General features: G+C 39.5%; 24 protein-coding genes. 5 read left to right on the top strand and 19 right to left on the bottom strand.

Annotation, left to right across the window (positions count from 1 at the left end; genetic code table 11):
* Positions 1-373: 373 nt before the first annotated feature.
* Positions 374-775 carry a flagellar export chaperone FliS gene (gene fliS, locus QL998_RS03420; protein WP_182197105.1) on the top strand — a complete coding sequence of 134 codons (402 nt, stop codon included), beginning with the start codon at positions 374-376 and terminating at the stop codon, positions 773-775.
* A gap of 8 nt (positions 776-783) precedes the next feature.
* Positions 784-1,098, top strand: coding sequence for a hypothetical protein (locus QL998_RS03425; RefSeq protein ID WP_182197103.1), 315 nt, complete (start codon positions 784-786; stop codon positions 1,096-1,098).
* 94 nt (positions 1,099-1,192) lie between these two features.
* Here the strand turns inward: QL998_RS03425 and fliD are convergent, their stop codons facing one another.
* The 17 genes from fliD to QL998_RS03510 form a co-directional block, all read right to left on the bottom strand.
* On the bottom strand, positions 1,193-2,626 hold the full coding sequence (gene fliD / locus QL998_RS03430; protein ID WP_182197101.1) for a flagellar filament capping protein FliD: 1,434 nt from the start codon (positions 2,624-2,626) through the stop codon (positions 1,193-1,195).
* 67 nt (positions 2,627-2,693) lie between these two features.
* Complete coding sequence (locus QL998_RS03435; RefSeq protein ID WP_182197099.1) at positions 2,694-3,116, bottom strand: flagellar protein FlaG; 423 nt, start codon at positions 3,114-3,116, stop codon at positions 2,694-2,696.
* Between the two features lie 146 nt (positions 3,117-3,262).
* On the bottom strand, positions 3,263-4,675 hold the full coding sequence (locus QL998_RS03440) for a flagellin (protein ID WP_182197109.1): 1,413 nt from the start codon (positions 4,673-4,675) through the stop codon (positions 3,263-3,265).
* A 306-nt stretch (positions 4,676-4,981) separates the two neighbouring features.
* On the bottom strand, positions 4,982-6,385 hold the full coding sequence (locus QL998_RS03445) for a flagellin (protein ID WP_182197097.1): 1,404 nt from the start codon (positions 6,383-6,385) through the stop codon (positions 4,982-4,984).
* 285 nt (positions 6,386-6,670) lie between these two features.
* Positions 6,671-7,945, bottom strand: a complete 1,275-nt coding sequence (gene flgL / locus QL998_RS03450) for a flagellar hook-associated protein FlgL (protein ID WP_182197095.1) — start codon at positions 7,943-7,945, stop codon at positions 6,671-6,673.
* A 2-nt stretch (positions 7,946-7,947) separates the two neighbouring features.
* Positions 7,948-9,954: a flagellar hook-associated protein FlgK gene (flgK, locus tag QL998_RS03455; RefSeq protein WP_290192151.1), complete on the bottom strand. Its 2,007-nt coding sequence runs from the start codon at positions 9,952-9,954 to the stop codon at positions 7,948-7,950.
* Between the two features lies 1 nt (position 9,955).
* Entirely contained in the window at positions 9,956-10,972 is a 1,017-nt protein-coding gene (gene flgJ / locus QL998_RS03460; protein ID WP_290192152.1) for a flagellar assembly peptidoglycan hydrolase FlgJ, read from the bottom strand.
* A gap of 166 nt (positions 10,973-11,138) precedes the next feature.
* Positions 11,139-12,233 carry a flagellar basal body P-ring protein FlgI gene (locus tag QL998_RS03465; protein ID WP_182197089.1) on the bottom strand — a complete coding sequence of 365 codons (1,095 nt, stop codon included), beginning with the start codon at positions 12,231-12,233 and terminating at the stop codon, positions 11,139-11,141.
* A gap of 11 nt (positions 12,234-12,244) precedes the next feature.
* The gene (gene flgH / locus QL998_RS03470; RefSeq protein WP_182197087.1) at positions 12,245-12,928 is read right to left on the bottom strand and encodes a flagellar basal body L-ring protein FlgH; all 684 of its coding nucleotides are present in this window, start codon (positions 12,926-12,928) and stop codon (positions 12,245-12,247) included.
* A gap of 16 nt (positions 12,929-12,944) precedes the next feature.
* Complete coding sequence (gene flgG / locus QL998_RS03475) at positions 12,945-13,733, bottom strand: flagellar basal-body rod protein FlgG (RefSeq protein ID WP_002959420.1); 789 nt, start codon at positions 13,731-13,733, stop codon at positions 12,945-12,947.
* 21 nt (positions 13,734-13,754) lie between these two features.
* A complete protein-coding gene (locus tag QL998_RS03480) occupies positions 13,755-14,498 on the bottom strand; it encodes a flagellar basal body rod protein FlgF (protein ID WP_024606229.1) in 744 nt (247 codons plus the stop codon).
* Positions 14,499-14,655: 157 nt separating this feature from the next.
* Entirely contained in the window at positions 14,656-16,038 is a 1,383-nt protein-coding gene (gene flgE / locus QL998_RS03485) for a flagellar hook protein FlgE (protein ID WP_182197085.1), read from the bottom strand.
* A 58-nt stretch (positions 16,039-16,096) separates the two neighbouring features.
* Positions 16,097-16,777, bottom strand: a complete 681-nt coding sequence (locus QL998_RS03490) for a flagellar hook assembly protein FlgD (RefSeq protein ID WP_182197083.1) — start codon at positions 16,775-16,777, stop codon at positions 16,097-16,099.
* A gap of 13 nt (positions 16,778-16,790) precedes the next feature.
* Positions 16,791-17,222: a flagellar basal body rod protein FlgC gene (gene flgC / locus QL998_RS03495; protein WP_010553247.1), complete on the bottom strand. Its 432-nt coding sequence runs from the start codon at positions 17,220-17,222 to the stop codon at positions 16,791-16,793.
* Positions 17,223-17,227: 5 nt separating this feature from the next.
* A complete protein-coding gene (flgB, locus tag QL998_RS03500; RefSeq protein WP_024606231.1) occupies positions 17,228-17,635 on the bottom strand; it encodes a flagellar basal body rod protein FlgB in 408 nt (135 codons plus the stop codon).
* A gap of 145 nt (positions 17,636-17,780) precedes the next feature.
* Complete coding sequence (locus QL998_RS03505; RefSeq protein WP_182197081.1) at positions 17,781-18,611, bottom strand: protein-glutamate O-methyltransferase CheR; 831 nt, start codon at positions 18,609-18,611, stop codon at positions 17,781-17,783.
* A gap of 17 nt (positions 18,612-18,628) precedes the next feature.
* Positions 18,629-19,564 (bottom strand): chemotaxis protein CheV, encoded by a 936-nt coding sequence (locus tag QL998_RS03510; RefSeq protein ID WP_010553244.1) that lies wholly within the window; start codon positions 19,562-19,564, stop codon positions 18,629-18,631.
* Positions 19,565-19,704: 140 nt separating this feature from the next.
* Between QL998_RS03510 and flgA the strand changes: the two genes are divergently transcribed.
* The 3 genes from flgA to QL998_RS03525 all read left to right on the top strand — a co-directional run bounded on the left by flgA (position 19,705) and on the right by QL998_RS03525 (position 21,233).
* Positions 19,705-20,412: a flagellar basal body P-ring formation chaperone FlgA gene (gene flgA / locus QL998_RS03515; RefSeq protein ID WP_182197080.1), complete on the top strand. Its 708-nt coding sequence runs from the start codon at positions 19,705-19,707 to the stop codon at positions 20,410-20,412.
* Between the two features lie 76 nt (positions 20,413-20,488).
* Positions 20,489-20,809: a flagellar biosynthesis anti-sigma factor FlgM gene (gene flgM, locus QL998_RS03520; protein ID WP_024606233.1), complete on the top strand. Its 321-nt coding sequence runs from the start codon at positions 20,489-20,491 to the stop codon at positions 20,807-20,809.
* Complete coding sequence (locus QL998_RS03525) at positions 20,802-21,233, top strand: flagellar protein FlgN (protein ID WP_024595784.1); 432 nt, start codon at positions 20,802-20,804, stop codon at positions 21,231-21,233. Before flgM ends, QL998_RS03525 begins: the two co-directional genes overlap by 8 nt.
* Before the next feature lie 150 nt (positions 21,234-21,383).
* Here QL998_RS03525 and QL998_RS03530 read toward each other — a convergent pair whose 3' ends face one another.
* Both QL998_RS03530 and QL998_RS03535 read right to left on the bottom strand, forming a co-directional pair.
* Positions 21,384-21,650 carry a hypothetical protein gene (locus QL998_RS03530; protein ID WP_024606234.1) on the bottom strand — a complete coding sequence of 89 codons (267 nt, stop codon included), beginning with the start codon at positions 21,648-21,650 and terminating at the stop codon, positions 21,384-21,386.
* 208 nt (positions 21,651-21,858) lie between these two features.
* A complete protein-coding gene (locus QL998_RS03535; protein ID WP_008168853.1) occupies positions 21,859-22,317 on the bottom strand; it encodes an LPP20 family lipoprotein in 459 nt (152 codons plus the stop codon).
* Positions 22,318-22,419 lie beyond the last annotated feature (102 nt).

Here is a 22,419-nt window from a genome sequence, read left to right on the forward strand (position 1 = left end):
CATGGATGCAAGCAATAGCGGCAGTTTTTTGACATAAACGCCAAAAAACAGACGGGCTAGTTAAGTCAATCATACTTAATAGTTAATCATTAAGTATGGGTTATAGTTTCAACTTAGTTATTACTTAACTATTACCTAACCATAACCTAGCTCTAAAAATTAATTTACTCGGCTATAAAAATGCTATTGTTAGTAAATAAACCCAATTATAAATTTAAGTTGAAGTTACAAATGCCGATATATAGATAAGCAAAAATGCTTGGCATTAATATTGCTTTGCTCTTATAAAAGTATAAAAGCTTTATTGGTTTTTTATATAAGTTTTTATATTGGCTTTCACATAATTTTATTGTTTTAAATTTTAGGATTTTCCATGGCTCACATCTCAGTAAAAAAATACGGTCAAGTTCGTGCTAGTAGTATTGCCGAAATGACTCCTTACGAACAAATAAACCTTATATTCAGTAATATTATCGGTCGCTTAGCAGCAACAAAAGGGTTTATTGAGCGCAAAGAAATACAAAAAAAAGGTGAAAACATTTCAGCCTGTGTTTTATTATTTGGTGCTCTGCAAGATGCACTTAATTTAGAAGTAGAGCAAGACCCTAGTATTTCTAACAATTTATTGGCACTTTACGATTACTGCCAACGCCGTTTAACTCAAGCTAACTTACACAACGATATTGAAGCAATTACTGAAGTATCAAGTATTGTTAAAGAAATTAAAGAAGGTTGGAATAACATTCCGCTAGATCAACGCAGCCCTGCGGTTTAATTTAAATTATGGACTCGCCAACATCTTCGCAGCAACTAACAAGCCATGCAGAGCAAATACAAACACTGCTTAGTAACATTGAAGTATTAGTAAATGATAATAATGCAGATGAAGCTCCGCCTTTTTTAGATACTTTAAACACTAAACTAAAACAATGGTGCGAAAACAGTGAAGGCCCAAGCGCAGAGCAATTAGAATTAATTCAGCTTCGTATAAATACTATTTTAGTTAAAGCAAATAGCGCTAAAAACGAGTCATCTAAAGCCATTATTAAACATAAAAAGTCAGGAAAGGCGATTAAGGCATATAGAGCAGCCAAATAAAATTCACCTCAAACAGTAAATATAAAAAACCGTTGTAAATAACGGTTTTTTTTATGTTTTTATTTAGCTATTAAAACTATATGCTATTTATATATTAAGAGTTATCTCGTACAACCCCAGGCATATTTTCCAGCTGAGCTTGAACATACGTACTGGTGTTATTGAGGCTCGCTACTAATAAATCCATTGCATTATATTGAGCATACAACCTTGATGATAGCGACTCCATTTTACTGGCAAGGTCCAAGCGCTGGTCATCTATGTCGTCAAGTTGGTTTGTTTTGCTGTCTATGCGGTTTTGGATAATACCGTCGGAATCGGTATAAAAGCTTAACTTTTCGTCAAACGATTGTGCAAAGCCATCGTCATCATCACCTACAAAAAACTGCTGAACTAAATCTACATCGCTTGCTATTTTTTCATTGAGTGTTTCTGTATTTAGCGTTAAAACACCGTAGCGGTCTGTTTCTACACCTAACTGCGAAAGCGATAGCGAATTACCACCACCTAAATCAACGGGATTTGTTATTTCGCTACGAAGCTTTGACATAACACCACGAAGCAGTGAATCCCCCGCCATAACGCCTGCGCCAGCTTCGCCGGAGGCACCCAAGTTATTACTAAGCTCTAACAGTTCGTTATAACTTGAAATAAAACTATTTAAACCTGTTTTAATATTATTATTGTTTTCGGTAACCGATATATCGCTTAAGTCGTCGTCAGTGGCATGTAACTTTTTGGCGGTAATATCCACGCCATCAATCACATTACTAAACTCATTAGTATTGCTTGATACAGTTAACGTGCCATCAATCGTTATTTGTGCATTTTGTGCAGCATTAACTTGCGTTAAATTAGTTGTATGATTAGCAGGGTCTGCGTCTGATACATCATAAGCTAGTCGAGATAACCCGCTTGTATCGGTATTACTGCCGTCATCGTCTTGTACGGTAATTGTTATAGCGTTGTCTTCGCCGGTTTCTTTACTAGTAAGCACTAAATGCTGACCGGTATCACTGGTTATTATAGTGGCGACAACCGAATCATTACTATCACTGCCAGTAAAAGGGCCGTTATTAATTTGGTCGCGTAAATCTTCTAATGTATTTGTAGCCGATAAAACAGTGGAAAAACTATTTTCGCCGGAGCCAATTGTAATTACGCCAGCTCCAATTGCCTCGTCTGCTGCAAATGCAGGGGAAGATAACTTATGTGCTTGTGCTAATGCGTCTACTTTTACATTGTAACTACCAGGCTGAGCGTCTTTATCTGAGCTAATAGATATAAAATCATCATTGCCAGATGCAGTTCGCTTTTGGTAGTTATCACTATCGCCTAATGCTTCCATTGAGGTTTGCACTTTTTCGAGCGCTGACTTAAGTGCTCCTACAGCTGAAATATCAGTTGTTAACTTGCCTTCTCTTGTATTTAATCGAGCTTCAGCAGGTGCTTGTTCTGCATTTACTAGTGCATCAACAATATCTGATACTGCTAACCCAGAACCTAAACCAGTAAACGAAATAGCCATACTTCACCTCTTCAATACTTAAAAATAAACCAGCTAACTTTTATAAGTTAACACTTATAGGTGCTTACTAAACTGTTTGATCAATCAAAATACCAGCAGATTCAGACAGTTTAGAAACTAGGCTTAATACTTCCTCAGAAGGATATTGCTTAATTACTTCGCCACTGTTTTTATCAAGCACTTTAATTACATCACGACCTGAATCTTCATCTACCTTGAACTGCAAACTGCGATTCATTTCGCCCATAAAATCCTGCAATTGTTGCGCCATTTTTTCTAGCTGTTCACGCTCTAACGGCTGAGCAGTTACTTCTTGGTTATTTTTTTCGTATTGATTTTGCTGTAATCGTTGCTGATTTTGTGTGTCAGCTTGCTTTACATCGTCAACAGCGCGTTCGGTTAGCGAACTAGCTGCTTGCCCAGCTACTTTATCTTCACCCGCTAGCGGGGTTGGTAATGTAACTTCTGCATTGGAATTAATAGTATTCATAACAGATTCCTATTTTTCACTTAATTAAACAATAGCTCAATTAAAACCCTTAAACCACAAAAGGAGGTAGCTAAAGCCACCTCCTTTTTGTAAAACTAATACTGACTTTATGTACTAGCTAACCACTAAGCTATTACTTTAACTTATTAACCTAATAAGCTAAGTGCTGCTTGTGGTAACTGGTTCGCTTGCGACAAGATTGACGTACCTGCTTGTTGCAAGATTTGGTTCTTCGTCATGTTAGCTGTTTCGGTTGCAAAGTCAGTATCTTGAATACGGCTACGTGACGCAGATACATTTTCTTGAATATTAGCAAGGTTACTGATTGTGTGACCAAAACGATTTTGAACCGCACCTAAATCAGCACGCTGACTATCTATTTGTGCAAGTGCATCATCAATTACAGCGATTGCACTTTGTGAACCTAGCTCTGTTGTTAAATCAATATCTTTAACAGAATCGCCTTCAGCAACAACACTCACCGGCGTACCTGCGGCGCCATCCGTTACAGAAAAGTCAACTTTTGAAGATAAGGTTATGGTTTCTGTTGTAGCAGAGGCTGTAACTGCAGCTGTACCAGCATTTACTAACGCAGCATCACCTGTGGTAGTTGAAGTATCACTGTCGGCAAACGTAGCTGAAACTTCATTGCCACCGGTATTACCCGCACCAGCAAAATTAGTCAATGCTATAGGTGCGCCAGCTGTATTTGTAATTGTAATTGTACCTGAACCATCATCTTCTGCAGTATAACCATCCAAATCATTAATCGCTGATGCTATTTCAGTATTAGATGTACCTGTTATCCCTTCCCCACCTATGTCAAATGACATAGTACCGCCAGTGTCAAAATCAAGAGAGCTCAGTGTTGCAGTTGTAACAGAGTTTACTTCCGCAGTAACACCATGGTCACCTGTTGTTTCATTAATCGCAGCCGCTTTACCGGCTGCGTCTGAAGCAGCTGTAGCATCTACATCGTAAGTTTGACCACCTACTGCAAATGAAACGCTTCCAGCTGTAGCAGTGATGTTAGTAGTTGCTTCTAATGAACCAATTTTATCTGCGGCTGTGCTACTTAAACTAATAGAGATAGTTTCATTGGCATTTGAGCCAATTTGGAAGTTTTTTGAACCAAAATCTCCATTTAATAACTGCTGACCACCAAAAGAGGTGGTCTCAGAAATTCGCGTTAACTCATCTTGTAAAGCGGTTACTTCTTTTTGTAGAGAGGCTCTGTCATCATCAGAGTTTGAACCATTCGCTGATTGTAACGCTAGTTCACGCATACGCTGTAAAATGCTAGTAGACTCTTGCATTGAACCTTCAGCAGTTTGCGCCATAGAAATACCATCGTTAGCATTACGCTGAGCTACACCTAAACCGTTTATTTGTGATGTTAAACGGTTTGAAATTTGTAGGCCTGCCGCATCATCTTTTGCGCTGTTGATACGCATACCTGATGATAAACGTTCCATTGACGTTGCAAGGTCAGAACCTGATTGAGATAGGTTACGTTGAGCGTTTAATGAAGATACATTTGTGTTTACTGAAATCATAATAAAACTCCTGATTACTTTCGTAATGTTGCTATTTTAATTTAACCAAGAGCTGTCACAAATGTATGCTCAGCTCCGTACTGATTAAGTTAACGGCAGGAGGTAAATTATCTTTAGGAGTATTTTAAAAATAAATTAGTTTATTTACCCAGAAAAAGCTAACTGACTGTTTTAAATGATTAGTTATTTTAAATTGATTTAAAATACGGTTTGAATATTATGCTTTTAGCTATTTTTTACAATCTAAAAACAAAAAACGCACTTAATTTGAAGTGCGCTTATACAGCCTGATATTAGTTAAACCAATAACTAGCCACCTAATAAACTAATGGCTGCTTGTGGTATTTGGTTTGCTTGCGAAAGTATTGACGTACCCGCTTGCTGTAATATTTGGTTTTTAGTCATTTGTGCAGTTTCGGTCGCAAAATCTGTATCTTGAATACGACTACGTGACGCAGATACATTTTCTTGAATATTAGCAAGGTTGCTAATTGTGTGACCAAAACGATTTTGTACCGCACCTAAACCCGCGCGCTGATCATCAATTTGTGCAAGTGCATTATCAATTACATCAATTGCACTTTGTGAACCTAGCTCTGTTGTTAAATCAATATCTTTAACAGTATCGCCTGCAGCCACAACGCTTACAGGTGTACCTGCAGCGCCATCAGTTACAGCAAAATCAGCTTTTGAAGATAAAGTAACAACTTCCGTTGTAGCTGATGCTGTTGCTGTAGCAGTTGGAGTTGTTTCATTCAAGGCGGTCGTAGCTGGAGTAGCAGCGCTGTCAGTAAATGATGCCGCAGCACCTGTACCTGTACCTGTTCCTGAGAAACTAGTCAGTGCAATAGGAGACCCTGCAGCATTTGTGATTGTGATTGAACCTGAATCATTGACTGCTGTGTAACCGTCTATATCATTTATTGAAGCTGCAAGTGTATCTGCATCAGAACCAGTTACATTATTAGACCCGCCCAATGTAAATTCAATTGTGCCGCCATCAAAGTTCATAGATGTAAGAGTCGCCGTTGTAATATCAGCAACTGCTGCTGTTACACCATGCTCACCTGTTGTTGCATTAATCGCAGCCGCTTTACCGGCTGCGTCTGATGCAGCTGTAGCATCTACATCGTAAGTTTTACCACCTACTGCAAATGAAACGCTTCCAGCTGTAGTAGTAATGTTTGTAGTTGCTTCTAATGTACCAATTTTATCTGCAGCTGTGCTACTTAAGCTAATTGAGATGGTTTCATTGGCGTTCGCGCCAACCTGAAAATTTCGAGTGCCGTAAGAGCCATCTAATAATTGCTGACCACCGAACGATGTAGTGTCGGAGATTCTAGTTAGTTCTTCTTGTAAAGCAGACACTTCTTTTTGCAATGCATCACGGTCTTCGCTTGAATTTGAACCATTGGCAGATTGCAGAGCAAGCTCACGCATACGTTGTAGTATATTAGTCGATTCTTGCATAGCGCCTTCAGCGGTTTGCGCCATTGAAATACCATCATTGGCATTACGCTGAGCAACGGCTAGGCCATTTATTTGCGATGTTAATCTGTTTGAAATTTGTAGGCCGGCGGCATCATCTTTAGCGCTATTAATACGCATACCTGATGATAAACGCTCCATTGACGTTGCTAAGCCTTCGCCAGATCTTGTTAGGTTACGTTGTGCGTTTAGTGACGACACATTAGTATTTACTGTTAATGCCATTTTACCATCTCCTAGGTTTAAACAGAGTGTGGTTCAACACGATTTAACAGGAACCACTGTTCGATAATTTCTTACAATAAGAAAAGCATTTACTGTGCCAACTTTAAATTGGTTTTAACTCATTGTTTTAATTACAAAAAGTTTAGTTTGTTGAGTTTGGAAATAGGGGGTGAGGTTATTTAGAAAGGAGTGACATTTTTTTGCCGCGATTTTGTAGCCAATTTTTGCCGCTTTAAAGTGTTAAAGCGGCAAGGTATTTTTACTTATAATCTGCTTATAATCTGCTTATAAGTAATCGAATAATGAAAGGTTAGTTAAACGACCAAAAGTTGCTTGCGATGCTTGCAGTGCCGTTTCTTGTTTGGTTAGTTCGCTAATAGCTTCTGCCATATCAACTTCAACTAAGTTAGAGCGATTACTTTTATTTTGAATATCGAGTGCTAAGTTAGAATCGCTTACTCTTTCAAGCGCGTTCATACGTCCACCTAAACTTGCTTGGGTAAACACCACTTGCTCACTGGCGTTTTGTAATTGCACTAAGCTATCAGCAAGTACTTGCTGAAAGTCATCACCTTCAAGTGTGCCATCGTTAAGGCCGGTAATAAGTGCTTGCAATGTATTAAGTACGTTTTCTTTATGTGGTTTTTCAAGACTAAAATCGAGTTGGCCTGGAGCATTGCCCTCAAATTGAATTTTCATACCTGCAAATTCAATTGTATCATCTATAACTTCACCAGTTTGAGGCGGGGTAAGCGACACACCATCTTGTAAAATTTCGTATGTATCAGGATCGTTTGTTGTTGCACCAGCGGTTGTGACTACACTAAAAGTATTTGCTGTAGGTGAAACTGGAGTCGTTGGATCGGCATTGTATTTAGCTTGATGGAACTTATCGAACTCGGCTTGGCCATCAACATAAACAGTGCCTTTAGTAATATTATTTGTAGGTGTTGTTGTTGGTATGTCTGCTTTATTATCGAGTACATTTAGTCTGGCATCTGTTTTTTCAAACGTATCAAAGCCGTTATCACTCGCCTTAATTGATACACCTTCAGCTATAGTTATTTGGTGCTGGCCTTGGTCGCCATTATAGGTGTACTCACCCGCTGCAGAATCAAACTGATATGGCTGCGTGCTGTCTTGATATCCTGAAAATATGAATTTCCCGTCTTCTGAGCGGGTGTTCATTAAATTAGCTAACGTTTGTTGAATGCCACTAAGCTCTGATGCAATCGATTTTAAATCGTCTTTGGTGTAAACACCATTACCAGCCTGAATAGTGAGCTCTTGCGCTTGTTGTATATTACTATTTATGCTTTGTAATACGCTTTCTTCAGTTTCTAGCCTGCCGGTAAGCTGGTCGATATTTTTAGTGTATTGCTCATTCGTTTGTATTTTATTTGAATACAGCATAGCTTGCGAAATAGCAGCTGGCGCTTCTGAGGTGGTTAAATACTTTTCACCTGTTGTTACTCGCTCTTGAGCATTTGCAACACCTTGTTGGTTGTCGAGTATTTTATTTATGTTGTTTTGGTACATTAAATTATTTGATAAACGCATAATTACCTCGCCGCATTTAATAAGGTGTCAAAAATTTCTTGAGCTGCTGCTAAAACTTGAGCTGATGCTGAATATGATTGCTGAAAACGCAGTAAATTTGCAGCCTCTTCATCAAGGTTTACACCCGATAGTGATTCATACCATGCCTCAGACTGCTCTGCTAATGCATTAAACGCACTACCGCTTGTTATTGCTTGACCAGTTATAACGCCTATATCACTCACTAACCCTGAATAAGCTTGGTTGAACGTTTTATGGTTGTCGGCCGTTGCTGTTGTTTCTACATTTAAACGGACTAACTCACCATTCTGTAAGTCAGCTAATTTTAAACCATTACGGTTATCATCAAAGCCGCCTTCGTTAAACTCAAGTGTAAAGGTGTCGCCTGTTGCTGGAGTGCCTTCTATGTCAAAATCAAAACCATAATCGCTGTATGGCGTTCCTGCTTGAGATAAAACATTATTGCCTGGCGGTGGAATAATAATTGTTGTTGCCGTATTATTTTCATCAAAAATTTGATATTCGTTTGCAGTGCCTGTTTTAACTAGGGTAATACCGCCATTGGTCAAACCGGGAGCGGTGGTAAAACCACCCGATGTCACGCTTGTTACTTCTCCCACTGAAATAGTAGCGGTGCCTATATTATTTAAATCGTTAGCAGTACGGATTGGCGATGCTAGTGCTAAATCTTCTGCGCGCCCTGTTGCAAGTGTAATACTTGAAGCAGCATCTGAATTAAGCTTTATTTGAAATTGATCTCCCTCAACACCTGCCCCAGACACATTTACTTGAAGACCAAATGATTCGCCTGAGGTAATAGTCGATGAATCAATAACACCTGACGATATATCAGCAAGTGAAGGCTGCCCCAGCGGATCCCCTTTGTTATCTATAGGCTGAATACTTACTTCATTAGCATTGCCTGTATAGGTAATAATAAAGTCACTGGCAGGGAGTTCACTGCCCTTACCTGGCTCTACCGTGGCGGTCATACCGGCAGTACCTGTGTTAGCTTGATATGCATAAGCGCCAACGGTAGGAATATTAAAAATATTATCACCTAGCTGACCTGTTGCATCCATACCCAATTTGTTTTGCTCGTTAAATGCATCAGCTATCGCTAAGCCCATTTGACCAATTTGGTTTTGCGCAGGGACTAATATGTCATCTCTAAAAGCGAGTAAGCCGCCAATTTTGCCTTTAAGCTTACTTACATCAACTTCAAGCGGCACAGCTTTGCCACCATTAACGTCAAGCGTGAATTCTTTAAAGTTAGGATCAGGGTCGCCTGTCATCGAAAATAAGTTAAATGCGCCATTTTGCATAACAACCGCTTCGCCTGTGCCCATAAAAACGAGTTTTTCGCCATTTGGACCATCAAGCGTTTCTATGTCTATTAGCTCTGATAAGTCGCGTATTGCTTTATCACGTTCGTTATAGGTAGAGCTGGCATCTGCGGCGTTATTAGTGCCATTAACTGCTGCAATATTTTGATTTAGCGTGCTAATACTTTGAATGAGTGAGTTTGCTTCATCTGAAAATATTTCGAGCTGCTCGTTCACTATACTTTTTTGATCAAGCACGATGCCTGAAAGCCTATCCATTTGATCAATTAAGCTTTGCGCATCTGTCATTACTAATGAGCGGGCAACGGTAGATGACGGTTGATTTAGTGCTTCTTGCACGTTATTAAATAAAGAGTTAATACCAGTTGATAGATTATTCGACTCTTCAGAAAAAATAGTATCAACTCGATTAGCCTCAGTAATAAACTGATCGAAAAACGATTTATTAGAGGTATCACGATTTAGCTGTGACTGAGCAAACTCGTTTAATAATCGGTATGTTTCGCCTCGCCCTACTTGGTTATCAACCATAGTAGTAAACTCTGTACGCTCGCGCACATAGCCTTCGGTATTAACATTGGCGATATTTTTACTTGTCGTTTGCAATAGCTCCGAGCTTGCTCTAACCCCAGAACTGGCAATGTTTAATAAATTAAACGACATGTTACTCTACTCCTTGGCGGATCACGTTTGCCGCAATGTCTTTTAGCTGACTACTATTGAGCACTTTTTTTATTTTGCTGGCATAATTTGGATCGGTTGCATAACCTGCTTTTTGTAATGAATCTAAAAAGTCGTTTGGTTTAGCTGTATTTTGTAATGCTTCTTTGTAGCGTGGGTTTTGCGTTAAAAAATCAACGAAGTCGTTCACGCTGTCTTTAATTGAATCGTAGGCTCTAAAGCTGGCTTGTTTTTTAACGGGTGTGCCTTGCTCAAACTCAAGCGTTATTTTGCTTGCTTTATCGCCTTCCCAGCTTTTATCTGACTTAATATTAAATAAGTTATTTGAGCTGCCACCGTCATTTTTATTAATAATGTGCTTACCCCAACCGGTTTCAAGTGCCGCTTGTGCAACCATTACCGCAGGATTTAAACCAATTTTTTGCGCTGCCGTTTTAGCGTGTTCCCACACTGAACTTACAAACTCTTCCGCATTTTTAAATGTTGGGCTATCAGCTTTAGTCTCTGTAGTATCAACTTTAGGCTCAGCAATATCGGCTTTAGTACTCTTAACGATAAGATCGGGTTGCTTATTTTTTTGCTCATGAGGAAGCGCGGATCCGACTTGCGTATCGCTAAAGATATCGTTGGTTGTTCTAAGCACCGAGCCTGGCATAAAGTTTTTAGACTCAGGCGATAACTGCTGAACAATTAAATCGGCAAGGCCTAACGAGCCATTTGAAGAAAGCTCTGTTGAAAGTTGCTGATCGTGCATTTCTTCAAAAAACTTTACGCCACTTGAATTAAATGGGCTGTCTTTGTCTTCAAATGCTTCGTTAGCTTTGCGCATTCCTTTGAGCAACATTTGCGTAAAAATAGCTTCAAATTGTGCGGCCGCTTTTTTGAGCGCAGCTTTAGAGGCATCAGTTGATGCATCGCCGCTCGTTAAGGCTTCTTTACGAAGTGAATCTAAGTTGCCTAAATCAAAAAAGTTTTGTTTATCGAGGTGATTAGTTTCCATCGGCTTTTTGACACAAAATGAATAATGCAGTTAAAAATGCAAAAATTGAGCCACTACAGATAAAACAAGGAAGATAAAAATAATAAACTTAAGTTGCTGTAAATAAAAAGCCCTAATTTCAAAAATATGGGGCTTAAGTAATACGTTATTTATTGGCTTGGGTTATTTATATAACAACTAACTGTCCGTTAATTGCGCCGGCTTCTTTTAGTGCTTCTAAAATAGCCATTAAGTCACCAGGCGCTGCGCCTACTTCGTTAATTGCGCGAACTAAATCGTCAAGGCTTACACCTGGATTAAATACAAAGGCGCGCGAGTCGTCTTGGTTTACATCAATAATACTTTGCTGCGTGACAACTGTATCACCGTTTGCTAGCGGGTTTGGTTGTGACACATTTTGTTGTTCTGCAATTGTTACTGTTAAGCCACCATGAGTTATAGCCGCAGGCTGAAGCTTAACGTTTTTGCCAATGACAATTGTACCGGTGCGCGAGTTAACTATAATTTTAGCGGCCATGTCAGCTGGTTTAAATTCTAAGTTTTCGAGTGTTGATAAATACGATACACGCTGGGATGCATCGCGTGGTGCTATAACACGAATAGAAACAGAATCTATTGCTTGTGCGCTATTTGGGCCAACTAAGTCATTAATTGTTTTTTCTAGGCGTTTTGCCGTCGTAAAGTCTGGACGGTTTAGGTTGAAGGTAATGTAATCGCCTTGCATAAATGGGCTTTCTACGGTGCGCTCCACTGTTGCGCCATTTGGTATACGACCAACTGTAGGCGTGTTAATTACAACCTTACTGCCATCAAGACCTTGTGCGCCTAAGCCACCGACAATTAAACTACCTTGTGCAATTGCGTACACGTTACCGTCTACACCCTTTAAAAAAGTTTGTAGTAAAGTACCGCCACGTAAGCTGCCTGCACTACCAATAGAAGAAACCGTAATATCGATTGCTTGCCCAGGCTTTCTAAATGCAGGTAGTTCTGCATGCACCGCCACAGCGGCAACATTTTTAATTTTAGGACTTTGAGTTGAAGGTAGCGTAATACCAAAGCTGTTCAACATGCCTCTAAAACTTTGTTGTGTATATGAATTCTGCTCGCCAGTGCCAGGTAAACCAACCACTAAGCCATAACCAACTAGCTGGTTAGAGCGTACGCCTTCAACCATAGACACATCTTTTATGCGCTCAGCACTGGCGCTAAACTGCCAACCTAATAACACAACTAAACATAAAGCTTTAAGGCTATTCATGTTGTTACCCTCTAAAATGGAAACAGCGAACTGCTAAAGAAACGTGTAAGCCAACCAGGACTTTGCGCTTCTTGCGTTTGCCCTTTACCTGAGTATTGAATACGTGCATTAGCAATGCGGTTTGATTCAACCGTATTATCGGCGCTTACGTCTTGGGGGCGTACTAGCCCTTCTAAACGAATAAACTCTTCGCCGGTATTAAGCGTTAGCCATTTTTCGCCGCGTATAACTAAGTTACCATTAGGTAATACGCGCATTACATTAACCGAAATATCGCCCACTAAGCTGTTTGACTGGTTCGATTTTGAATCGCCTGTAAACGACGAATCGCTGCCAATACCAAACTGAATGCTGTCACCACCTATATTGACAGGTAGGCCACCTAATCCAATAACAGGGTCTAAGCTTGCCTCGGTTTCTTTGTCTGTTTCTGTTTTGGCGGCTTTTGTTGCTTGAGTAGACTCTTGCAGTTTAACCGTAATTATATCGCCAGTACGTAGCGCTTTTTTATCAGAATATAAGTCGTTTGATGTATGAGTATTAAATAATGAACCTGTGGCTACCAGCGGCTCTAAAATAGGCTCGGGGTACATAGGTGCGTAGTAAGGGTCGTCCTGCACTACTTCACTATTTTGCGTAGACATACAGCCACTTAAAAATAATGTGCCCGCTGTAAATAAAATAATATTACGCATAATTCCCCCTACTCTATTAAAGCTGTTGATTAATGTAACTCATCATTTCGTCAACGGCCGAAATTACTTTTGAGTTCATTTCGTAAATACGCTGAGTTTCGATTAGATTTACTAGCTCTTCAGTTACATTTACGTTTGAAGTTTCGAGTGAGCCTTGAATAATGCTCCCTAACCCTTCAACACCCGGGTTACCTTGTACCGGCGCACCACTTACAGCAGTTTCGGTATAAAGGTTTTGACCAATTGGCTCAAGGCCCGATGGATTAATAAAGTCACTAATTGTTAGCTGACCAATGACCACGTTATCGGCTTGCCCTGCAACACGTACAGATACTTCGCCGTCTTGCGAAACTGTAATTGATTGCGCGTCATCAGGTACATTCATTTCTGGCTGAATAACGTAACCAGCGCCCGATGTTACAATTCGTCCATCGCCATCAGTAGTAAACTGACCATTGCGCGAGTAAGCAATATTGCCATCTGGTTGCAGTACTTCAAAAAAACCTTCACCAGAAATCATCCAATCTAGTGAGTTTTCGGTGGTCAACATGTTGCCTTGCGTAAACTCTTTTTGGTTAGCTACAACTTTAGCACCCGCACCTAACATTAAGCCCGATGGCATTTCGGTATCTTGCGATGAACGACCACCTGGTTGATTAATATTTTGATAAAGTAAATCTTCAAATATAGCGCGGCTTTTTTTGTAACCTACGGTACTCGCATTCGCTAAGTTATTTGAAATAACCGATATATCGGTTTGTTGAGCGTCTAGCCCAGTTTTACTGATCCACAATGCTGGATTCATAATCGTGTCCTCACTTTAAAGTTAAACTATGCGTAATAACTGATCTTGACGCTCGTCAATTTCTTCAGCTGTTTTCATTAATTTCACTTGTAATTCAAATTGGCGCTGGTGGCTTATCATATCGACCATTTCATGAACTGGGTTCACATTCGACATTTCAAGCGAACCACTTAAAACTTTTACATTGGCAGAGGTATCTACTGTTACATTTGCTTTTGGTCTAAATAAACCATCGTTACCTTTTTCGAGCTGTGAGCTATTAGCTTCTACCACTCTAAGCGTATCTATTTCTTCTAAAAAGTTAGCGGGAGCGCCTTGTGGTCGTACTTGAATAGCGCCATCTTGGCTAAACCCTATTTTTTCGACTGGGACGGGTAAAATAACAGGTCCCCCTTCGCCAATTACTTGACGACCACCGCTGGTTACTAACATGCCTTGCGCTGTAATATTGAGCGTACCTACTTTGGTATAAGCTTCGTTGCCTGAGGCATCTTGCACGGCAAGCCAAGCGTTATCACTCATCGCGATATCTAAGTCGCGCCCGGTTTGAACAATGCCACCCGATACCATGTTAGAACCCGGACGCTCTTGCATTGAAAATACACGGGTAGGTAAACCTTCGCCAAACGCTTGCATAGAACGCGCCTGCGCAAAGTCGGCTTTAAATCCTGTTGTATTTGCATTCGCCAAATTATTGGCTTTAAGCGCAAGCCCTTGTAGGCTTTGCTTAGCGCCAGAGGCCGCAATGTAGACCATTTTGTCCATAGTATCGACTCACATAAAAAATCTCTGAACTTATAAATGCAAAATAGGTGCCAGATTAAATTTGACGCAACATTGAGAGGTATTTAGAAGGGCTTACAAAGAGGACTTATAAAAAAGGCTGCAAAAATGCAGCCTAATATATTCAATGGGGTTTAACTTATCGAATCTGCAAAATACTTTGCTGAATTGTTGAGTTAACTTCAAGCGCACGTGAGTTTGCTTGGTAATTACGCTGTGCAGTAATTAAGTCTACAAGCTCAGTGGTTAAATTGGTGTTTGATTGCTCGAGTGCTGATGAATTGATGCTACCTAAAGTACCTGAACCAGGTTCTCCAGCGATAGGCTCACCCGATGTTAAACTCTTCTTCCACGCTGTATCGCCAACTTGTTGTAACCCCTGCGAGTTTGAGAAACGCACCATAGCTACCTGGCCTAAAAATGATGTATCACCATTACTGTATGACGCTACAATTTTACCATCAGTACCAATATCAATGCCGGCTAAACGGCCAACCGTTGCTCCATCTTGCTCAAGCGCTTTCACCTCAAAATTACTAGCATATTGAGTAGGCACTTTATTTGCTGTACCAGTTTCATCACGCCAATTAACTTCGATATTTGCAGGAAAGCTTGCACCATTCGTTAATAAATCAGAAAGGCCTGCTGTACCGGAGGCTGCATCACCTGCAATTATCGAAATAGGATTAAAAGTATTCGCTACATTATCTACAGCTGGATCACCTGTTGTTGACGGTACGCCGCTTGAGTCAAATCCAAAAGTAGTCAAAGGCGCATAAGAGGTGCTTCCGTCCTGAAGTACACCGTCAGCTCCAAAACTGTCACCATCAAGAGTAGTATAAACATCCCATTTATTTGCGTTCTCAGCCACTGTTGCATCATCACGTTTTACAAAAAATAACTGTAAAACATGTGGTTCACCTAATGAGTCATAAACTGTAGTTGATGTTGATGAATTATAAGTAGCACTTTCATCTGGATTAAATGGAAGCGTTGGTGACTCAACTCGCGAATCTAAATTGAATGAGCTATACACACTTGTTGTTGCACGCGGAGAGCCTGATGAATCAGGAATTTGCAAAGCTGATGAAGTGCTTAGGCTTACTGATGTTGTATTACCTGTTGCTTCGTCAACAGGGAAGCCTTGCAAGAAATTTCCTTTAGCATCAACTATGAAATTATCTTGGTTTAACTTAAATGCACCTGCCCGTGTGTATGTTAAGTCTTGCGAAGATAAGTCATCTGTCATCGCGAAGTAACCTTCACCCGTAATCGCTAAATCAAGCGAATTATTAGTGAATTGTAATGACCCTTGATGAAACTGTTGTGCAACCATTGTCGCTTGTACACCATCACCATTTTTAGTCTTACCAGAGCTAAATACTGATGAAGCGTAAACATCGGCAAACTCAGCGCGCGACTCTTTAAAGCCTGTTGTATTTACGTTTGCAATATTATTTGCAGTTACGTCTAAATCTTTTTGTGCGGCAGCTAGGCCGGTTAATGCAATATTGAAGCTCATAATTCACCTCTAACCTGTTAATCTGTGGCCTGCTGGCAGGCAAGAAATATTAAATTTGTTACGCGATTTCTGCAATGTCGGTTAACCTAACCGCACCTTCTTTAGTGTTCACAATGATGCCGCTTGAGCCGTTAATGTTTACACTTTCAATATTTTTGAAAGTTGCAATAGGCAAGCTAGAAAACTGGCCATTGGTACTACCTTGTGCCGATAACGTGTATTCCCCTTCAGGTAAACGCTCACCGCTTTCATTATTACCATCCCAGGCGAAGCGAACAGCGCCCGCAGGCTGAGAACCCATATCAATTGTTCTCACTAGCTGTCCTGAAGCATCAGTTACACTAAGTGTTAAGCTTTCAACTGCACTTTCAGCAACGATAGACCCTTTAGCATCACCTGATTCATTTAAATCAACAGTATTTGACTCTAGTAAAGCCTGCTTGCCAACAAGCGTTGAAGCTTGCAGGGCTGAGTTTGATGTCATCGAAGTAGCCAACGTATCAAAATTTGAATTCAAATCACTAATACCTTGAGCCATCGTAAAGCTCGTCATTTGAGCAATCATTTGGTCATTATCCGCAGGATTACTGGGATCCTGATACGATAATTGCTGAGTTAACAAAGAAAAAAAGTCTTCTTGCGTTAACGCATCACTTTCACCATCGCTGGTCGCTACTTGCTTTTCTTGCCAGCGTATAGAGTCTAAATAGGATGAAGATGTACTAATATCGTTACTCATAACCTACCCTCGGTTACCGCTGCCCTAGCAACAGTGTTTTACTTAGCATTTGCTTTGCTGCATCAGCAACTTGCACGTTTGTTTGGTAAGAACGAGAGGCAGAAATCATATTTGCCATCTCCTCTACAACATTAACGTTGGGTTTATAGATATAGCCATTTTCATCCGCACTTGGATGGTTTGGGTTATATTCAATTTGTAATGGTGCATCGCTTTCAACAATGCCCAAAACTTTAACACCAACTGCGGAGCCCTGCTGATTACTTGCTGATGCTGAAGCTTTTGTTAGCTCAGCCGCAAATACAGGTTGGCGCGCTCGGTACGTTTTGTCTTGAGATGAACTAATGGTATTAGCATTAGAAATATTACTAGCTGTAGTATTTAAGCGAACGTTTTGTGCGCTCATACCCGAACCTGCAATATCAAAAACATTATATAAACTCATAATTTTTATCCTTGACTACCGAGAGCTTTATTCAGACCCTTGAATCTGCCGCTTAAAAATTGCAAGCTGGCCTGATACTCCATAGCATTCTGTGTATACAAGTTTCGTTCCACTTGTATATCAACCGAGTTACCATCGCCCGTATCTGATTGATTTGGCAAACGAAATGATTCAGAGTTGCCCATACTATGAGTACCTCCACCAATGTGTTTATCGTTAGTTCTTACCATGGTATTGCCGCTTTGCTGGGTTGACCTTGCCGCTTTTAATGCCGAGGCAAAGTCTATATCTTTTGCTTTATAGCCAGGCGTATCAGCGTTAGCTATATTAGTTGCAATTAATTCTGCTCGCTGTGAACGGATCAACATGGCTTGCGGATGCACACCTAATGCTTTATCAAAACTGATAGCCATAACCTTCTCCAAAAAATTGACTTACCCATGGATAAAGCAAAAAATAAGCCATTTATAATAAGGAGAGTTATATTTTTATAAGGCCATGTATCTAAATAGAAAAACGACGCTGAGTGCGTCGTTTTAGGGAAAGGAATTAGCTTAATTATTTCTTTTGGTAAATAATACCGGGGTTGCATCTAACCATATCGAACTCAGTACTTAAGCCAGTCAAGGACTCTGACGCGCCTAAAAACAAGTACCCTTTTGGATTTAACGCTTGTGCAAACTGATTAATAATTTTAGCTTTTATTTCAGGTGCAAAGTAAATAAGTACATTGCGGCAAAAAATAATATCAAATTTGCCCATTAACGCGTACGAATCAAGCAAATTTAAATGCCTAAAACTAACTTGTTTTTTTATTGTATCGTTTACTTGTGCCATACCGTTGCCGCTATCTTTAAAAAACTTTTTACGGCGTTCTGCCGATAAGCCTCTGGCAAGTGCAAGCGCGTCGTATTCTGCATTTTTACACATATCGAGCATGGTATTAGATATATCTGTACCAATAATTTGCGCTCCCATACGTAGCACGCCAGGTTGCTTAGTTTGAAACTCGGCAACCGACATGGCAATCGAGTAGGGTTCTTGCCCTGATGAGCTGGCAGCAGACCAAATTTTTAATGGTCTTCTTAACTCTTTAAATTCAGGGAATAATTTATTTTGAAGTAATTCAAATGGGTATTGATCTCTAAACCATAACGTTTCGTTTGTGGTCATTGCATCAACAACAGCGGCTCTTAATTGCCGCTCATGAAGGCCAAGTGTTTTACTTACTAATTGTGATAAAGATTCCACATTAAATCGAGCCATGAGTGGAGCAAGTCGACTTTTAACTAAGTATTGCTTGTTTTCACCTAAAACAATACCGCATTGCTGCTCTAAAAACGAACGAAACTGGTCGTATTCACTTTGCTGCAAATCTTTATTATTCAAATCAATAACACCTATTTTTATTGGTCACTATGGACCCATTTTTTAACCGCTGTTGCTAACTCATCAGGGTTAAATTTGGCGATAAAGTCGTCAGCACCTACTTTTTCTATCATTGCTTGGTTAAACACACCACTCAATGATGTATGTAAAATAACATGTAATGGTGCAAGCTTAGGATCTGCTTTTATTTCAGCTGTTAATGTATAACCGTCCATTTCTGGCATTTCAACATCAGAAATAAGTAATGCAACTCGCTCAGTAATGTCATTTTTACAATCAAGTTCTGCTATTTCTTTAAGCCTAATTAAAGCTTCTTTACCATTTTTAGCAAGCTCTGTTTGCACGCCTAACGGCTCTAGGGCACGTTTAACTTGGTTACGCGCAACAGCGGAGTCGTCTGCAATAAATACGATACGCTCGCCTAAGTCTTTTTGAATGTCGCCACTTTGTGCAACTTCAGCACTTACTTCTGTATTTACTGGGCAAATTTCGTTGAGAATTTTTTCTACGTCTAAAATTTCTACTAATTCATTCTCGATTTCGGTCACGGCTGTTAAATATGAATAACGCCCGGCACCTGATGGCGGTGGCATTATTTTTTCCCAATTCATATTTACAATACGCTCAACCCCGCCCACTAAAAAACCTTGAACCGAGCGGTTGTACTCAGCAATGATGATAAAACTGTCTTTAATATTTTCTATTGGGCGCCCGCCTACAGCCATCGACAGGTCGATTACTGAGATAGTTTGACCACGAATATGAGCAACACCACGAATATAAGCATTCGATTTTGGCATACTTGTAAGTGGAGGACATTGCAATACTTCCCTCACTTTAAATACATTAATGCCAAAACGCTGACGCCCTCTGAGCTTAAATAAAAGTAATTCTAGGCGGTTCTGCCCAACCAACTGCGTGCGTTGGTTTACTGAGTCTAAAATGCCTGCCATTCAAATCTCCTAAAGAAAACAAATAATGCGGAACGATAATTGCTTCCTATTAATAAAGCTACATAACATCGCGGGAGCGTCTACTTTTTGACGCAAAATATTTATACCCTGTTTGAAACCATAAGCATAGTCGAAACATTATGAGTTTGTTAAAAAAAGTCAGAAGATACAGTGTTTTTTATTTTGTTGCTAGCCTCTGCTTTGCATTCCCTTTGCAGGCCAAAGTATTTAGCAAAGATTTATTACAAGAGATGGCTGTTGCTTATATAACTGAGCAGATTGGTATATTAAAAAATACTAATATGCAATTAAGTGCACTGCCTTTAGATAGTCGCATTCCTGATCGTATTTGTAATTCTGACCTTGAATTATCAACTTCCGATGAACCACCATTTAACCGCCAAGTAACTTTACAAGCTAAATGTAATGATGCTCAAACATGGGCTCAATATGTCCATGTAAGAGTTGTTGAAATGGCGCCTGTTGTTGTAGCAATTGCTAACTTAGCTCGTGGTGAGGTAATAACTAAATCGCATTTGAGTGTTGAAATGAAACCAACTCACTTTGTACGAATACAGTATTTAGATGATCCCACAATTTTAATAGGTAGCAGAAGTAAACGAAATATTAGAAGCGGGATGCCCGTTTTACTAAACCAAATTTGTATGGTTTGTAAGGGGGATTCTGTTAATATTTACGCAAACCTCAGAGGCCTTAGAATTAAAACAACAGGTATTGCATTAGAAGACGGTACTTTGGGCGATCAAATACAAATTAAAAACAAAAAGTCAGGTAAAATTTTAAATGCGCGAGTAGATGGTGTAGAGTCTGTTCAAGTAAATATTTAATTTAGATTTATACTAAAGTATCCTACGTATATGCCGATAACTTGGCATAAGTTGGGTAATATACAGGTTTATTATTATGGTTAGTCAAGTTAATGGTAGTAATCAACAAGCTAATGCACTTACAAATGCAAAGCAACAACAAGTTGATTTAAAAAAAGATAATGCAAATACACAAGCTGCTCAGGCTCCTTCGCCTAAGGCTGCAAGTGATTCTGTAAGTTTAACGCCGCAAGCGCAGCAATTAAAAACGCTTCAAGATAAAGCACAGCAATCACCTGGCTTTGACAGCGATAAAGTTGCTGAGCTTAAAAAAGCAATAACTGAAGGTAAATACCAAGTGGATAGTGAAAAGCTTGCCAAAAATTTAGCTGATTTTGAGTTTAACGTATATGGCTGATCATAATAGTTTAATTAGCGTAAAACTAAACCAACAAGTAAGTTGTTTAGACTCTTTGCATACGCTATTAAACGACGAGCTTACTGCTATTGCCTCACGACGTGGTGCTGGTTTAAAAGAAATTGCCCAACAAAAAATGTCTTTTTTAACTAAGTTAAGCACTCTTGATAAAGAGCTAAGTAAGCTAATTGCTAGTAACGACTCACAAAATCCTGAAATATCTGAGCTAATAAGCCAAGTTAAAACTCAACTTGCACAATGCCAAAAACAAAATAACGTTAATGCTCATGCTGCCCGCCAAGCGCAACTAAGTGTTAAACAATTAAAAGAGATATTAATTGGCGCACCAACGTCAATGACCTACGATCAAGCCGGTAAATCTGTAAATACCGAGAGTAAACTGGTTCGTAACTTAAAAGCTTAAGCCCCAAATTTTACATTAAAAAAGCCTTATTGACTTATCAATAAGGCTTTTTTAATGTCCTTTATTCTTAAATTTAGTTATAAATAATACCAATTCACTTAATTATGTAAGCCCCCCCCTTAATAAATAATTAGGGGGGCTTTATTGGTATTAAATATCCGTTTGATTATTACTACTTTCAATTAAGTGTTTAATCATTTCCTCCGATTGATTTTGTACATCAACTGCAGGTGCTGCTGTATCAATGCTTCCCCCGCTTTGGGCTGGGGTATAAGCAATTGCAGAGCCTTCGTCTTCAACCAGTGTATTTAGCGCTATAAGCTGCTCTGCATCTTCGTTCATGATTACATCATCAATATTAAGCGGCTCCGCCGAACTCATTTGCACCGTTTGCTCAGGTGTTGATAGACCACTCAAGTTACCTAAATCTATCGTTTCAGTGCTTAATATGTTGTTGCTTGAAAGCAGATAAAACCTTTGTTATTGAACGATCTAAAATAAGTGGCAATAAAATACATCTGTTGAGCACTACGCAATCTGCTTAAAAATTAATCCTAACAACAGCATAGCACTCAATATAAGAGGATGAGATATTTTGAATAACTTTTTTAATTAACTGGGCTATTTAGTAATAAGTTACTTTTTTAACTTCGCGTGGTTTTACTTCACCTATGTATAAATCGTGCACACGCTTCATATTAAGCTCAAGCTCGGTCACGTAAGTGTCATCTACTGCGTAAGTTTTAATTATTTGTGCACCTTTAATAAGCCCCTGCACTTTACTTTCTAGGTAATCGTCTTGAGCAATTGAACCTTCCACCGTTGTTCCTGCGGTAATTTTTTGCCCATATACTTGTTCAGTAAGCTCGCGGTAAGCCTCAAGCTTAGAAGCTTTAATTGCCATAAGTTGCTTTTGCGACGCGTTAGCGCCTTTTTGTAAGCTAATAGGTGCATACCCTATCGCTTTTAAAACTGGGTAATTATTTGGCTCTACATATTTATATTCAACATGCTTATCAAAAACGCTGCTACAACCACCTAAGGTTAAACACCCAAGTGTAATAAGTAATGAAATCGCTCGCATAGCATCTAGCCCTTGTATAGTAATTAGCAGTACATATGCACGTTTAATGCCATTTATAGTATTACCAAATAACATTGGTACAGTCCTTGCTCTACCTAGTTA

Origin of the sequence: Pseudoalteromonas sp. APC 3691 (assembly GCF_030408135.1) — a bacterium.
Lineage (GTDB): Bacteria > Pseudomonadota > Gammaproteobacteria > Enterobacterales > Alteromonadaceae > Pseudoalteromonas.

Coding starts and splice junctions, on each gene's coding strand:
- fliS (WP_182197105.1), top strand. CDS start 374: ATGGCTCACATCTCAGTAAAAAAATACGGTCAAGTTCGTGCTAGTAGT.
- QL998_RS03425 (WP_182197103.1), top strand. CDS start 784: ATGGACTCGCCAACATCTTCGCAGCAACTAACAAGCCATGCAGAGCAA.
- fliD (WP_182197101.1), bottom strand. CDS start 2,626: ATGGCTATTTCGTTTACTGGTTTAGGTTCTGGGTTAGCAGTATCAGAT.
- QL998_RS03435 (WP_182197099.1), bottom strand. CDS start 3,116: ATGAATACTATTAATTCCAATGCAGAAGTTACATTACCAACCCCGCTA.
- QL998_RS03445 (WP_182197097.1), bottom strand. CDS start 6,385: ATGGCATTAACAGTAAATACTAATGTGTCGTCACTAAACGCACAACGT.
- flgL (WP_182197095.1), bottom strand. CDS start 7,945: ATGCGTTTATCAAATAATTTAATGTACCAAAACAACATAAATAAAATA.
- flgK (WP_290192151.1), bottom strand. CDS start 9,954: ATGTCGTTTAATTTATTAAACATTGCCAGTTCTGGGGTTAGAGCAAGC.
- flgJ (WP_290192152.1), bottom strand. CDS start 10,972: ATGGAAACTAATCACCTCGATAAACAAAACTTTTTTGATTTAGGCAAC.
- QL998_RS03465 (WP_182197089.1), bottom strand. CDS start 12,233: ATGAATAGCCTTAAAGCTTTATGTTTAGTTGTGTTATTAGGTTGGCAG.
- flgH (WP_182197087.1), bottom strand. CDS start 12,928: ATGCGTAATATTATTTTATTTACAGCGGGCACATTATTTTTAAGTGGC.
- flgG (WP_002959420.1), bottom strand. CDS start 13,733: ATGAATCCAGCATTGTGGATCAGTAAAACTGGGCTAGACGCTCAACAA.
- QL998_RS03480 (WP_024606229.1), bottom strand. CDS start 14,498: ATGGACAAAATGGTCTACATTGCGGCCTCTGGCGCTAAGCAAAGCCTA.
- flgE (WP_182197085.1), bottom strand. CDS start 16,038: ATGAGCTTCAATATTGCATTAACCGGCCTAGCTGCCGCACAAAAAGAT.
- QL998_RS03490 (WP_182197083.1), bottom strand. CDS start 16,777: ATGAGTAACGATATTAGTACATCTTCATCCTATTTAGACTCTATACGC.
- flgC (WP_010553247.1), bottom strand. CDS start 17,222: ATGAGTTTATATAATGTTTTTGATATTGCAGGTTCGGGTATGAGCGCA.
- flgB (WP_024606231.1), bottom strand. CDS start 17,635: ATGGCTATCAGTTTTGATAAAGCATTAGGTGTGCATCCGCAAGCCATG.
- QL998_RS03510 (WP_010553244.1), bottom strand. CDS start 19,564: ATGGCAGGCATTTTAGACTCAGTAAACCAACGCACGCAGTTGGTTGGG.
- flgA (WP_182197080.1), top strand. CDS start 19,705: ATGAGTTTGTTAAAAAAAGTCAGAAGATACAGTGTTTTTTATTTTGTT.
- flgM (WP_024606233.1), top strand. CDS start 20,489: ATGGTTAGTCAAGTTAATGGTAGTAATCAACAAGCTAATGCACTTACA.
- QL998_RS03525 (WP_024595784.1), top strand. CDS start 20,802: ATGGCTGATCATAATAGTTTAATTAGCGTAAAACTAAACCAACAAGTA.
- QL998_RS03535 (WP_008168853.1), bottom strand. CDS start 22,317: ATGCGAGCGATTTCATTACTTATTACACTTGGGTGTTTAACCTTAGGT.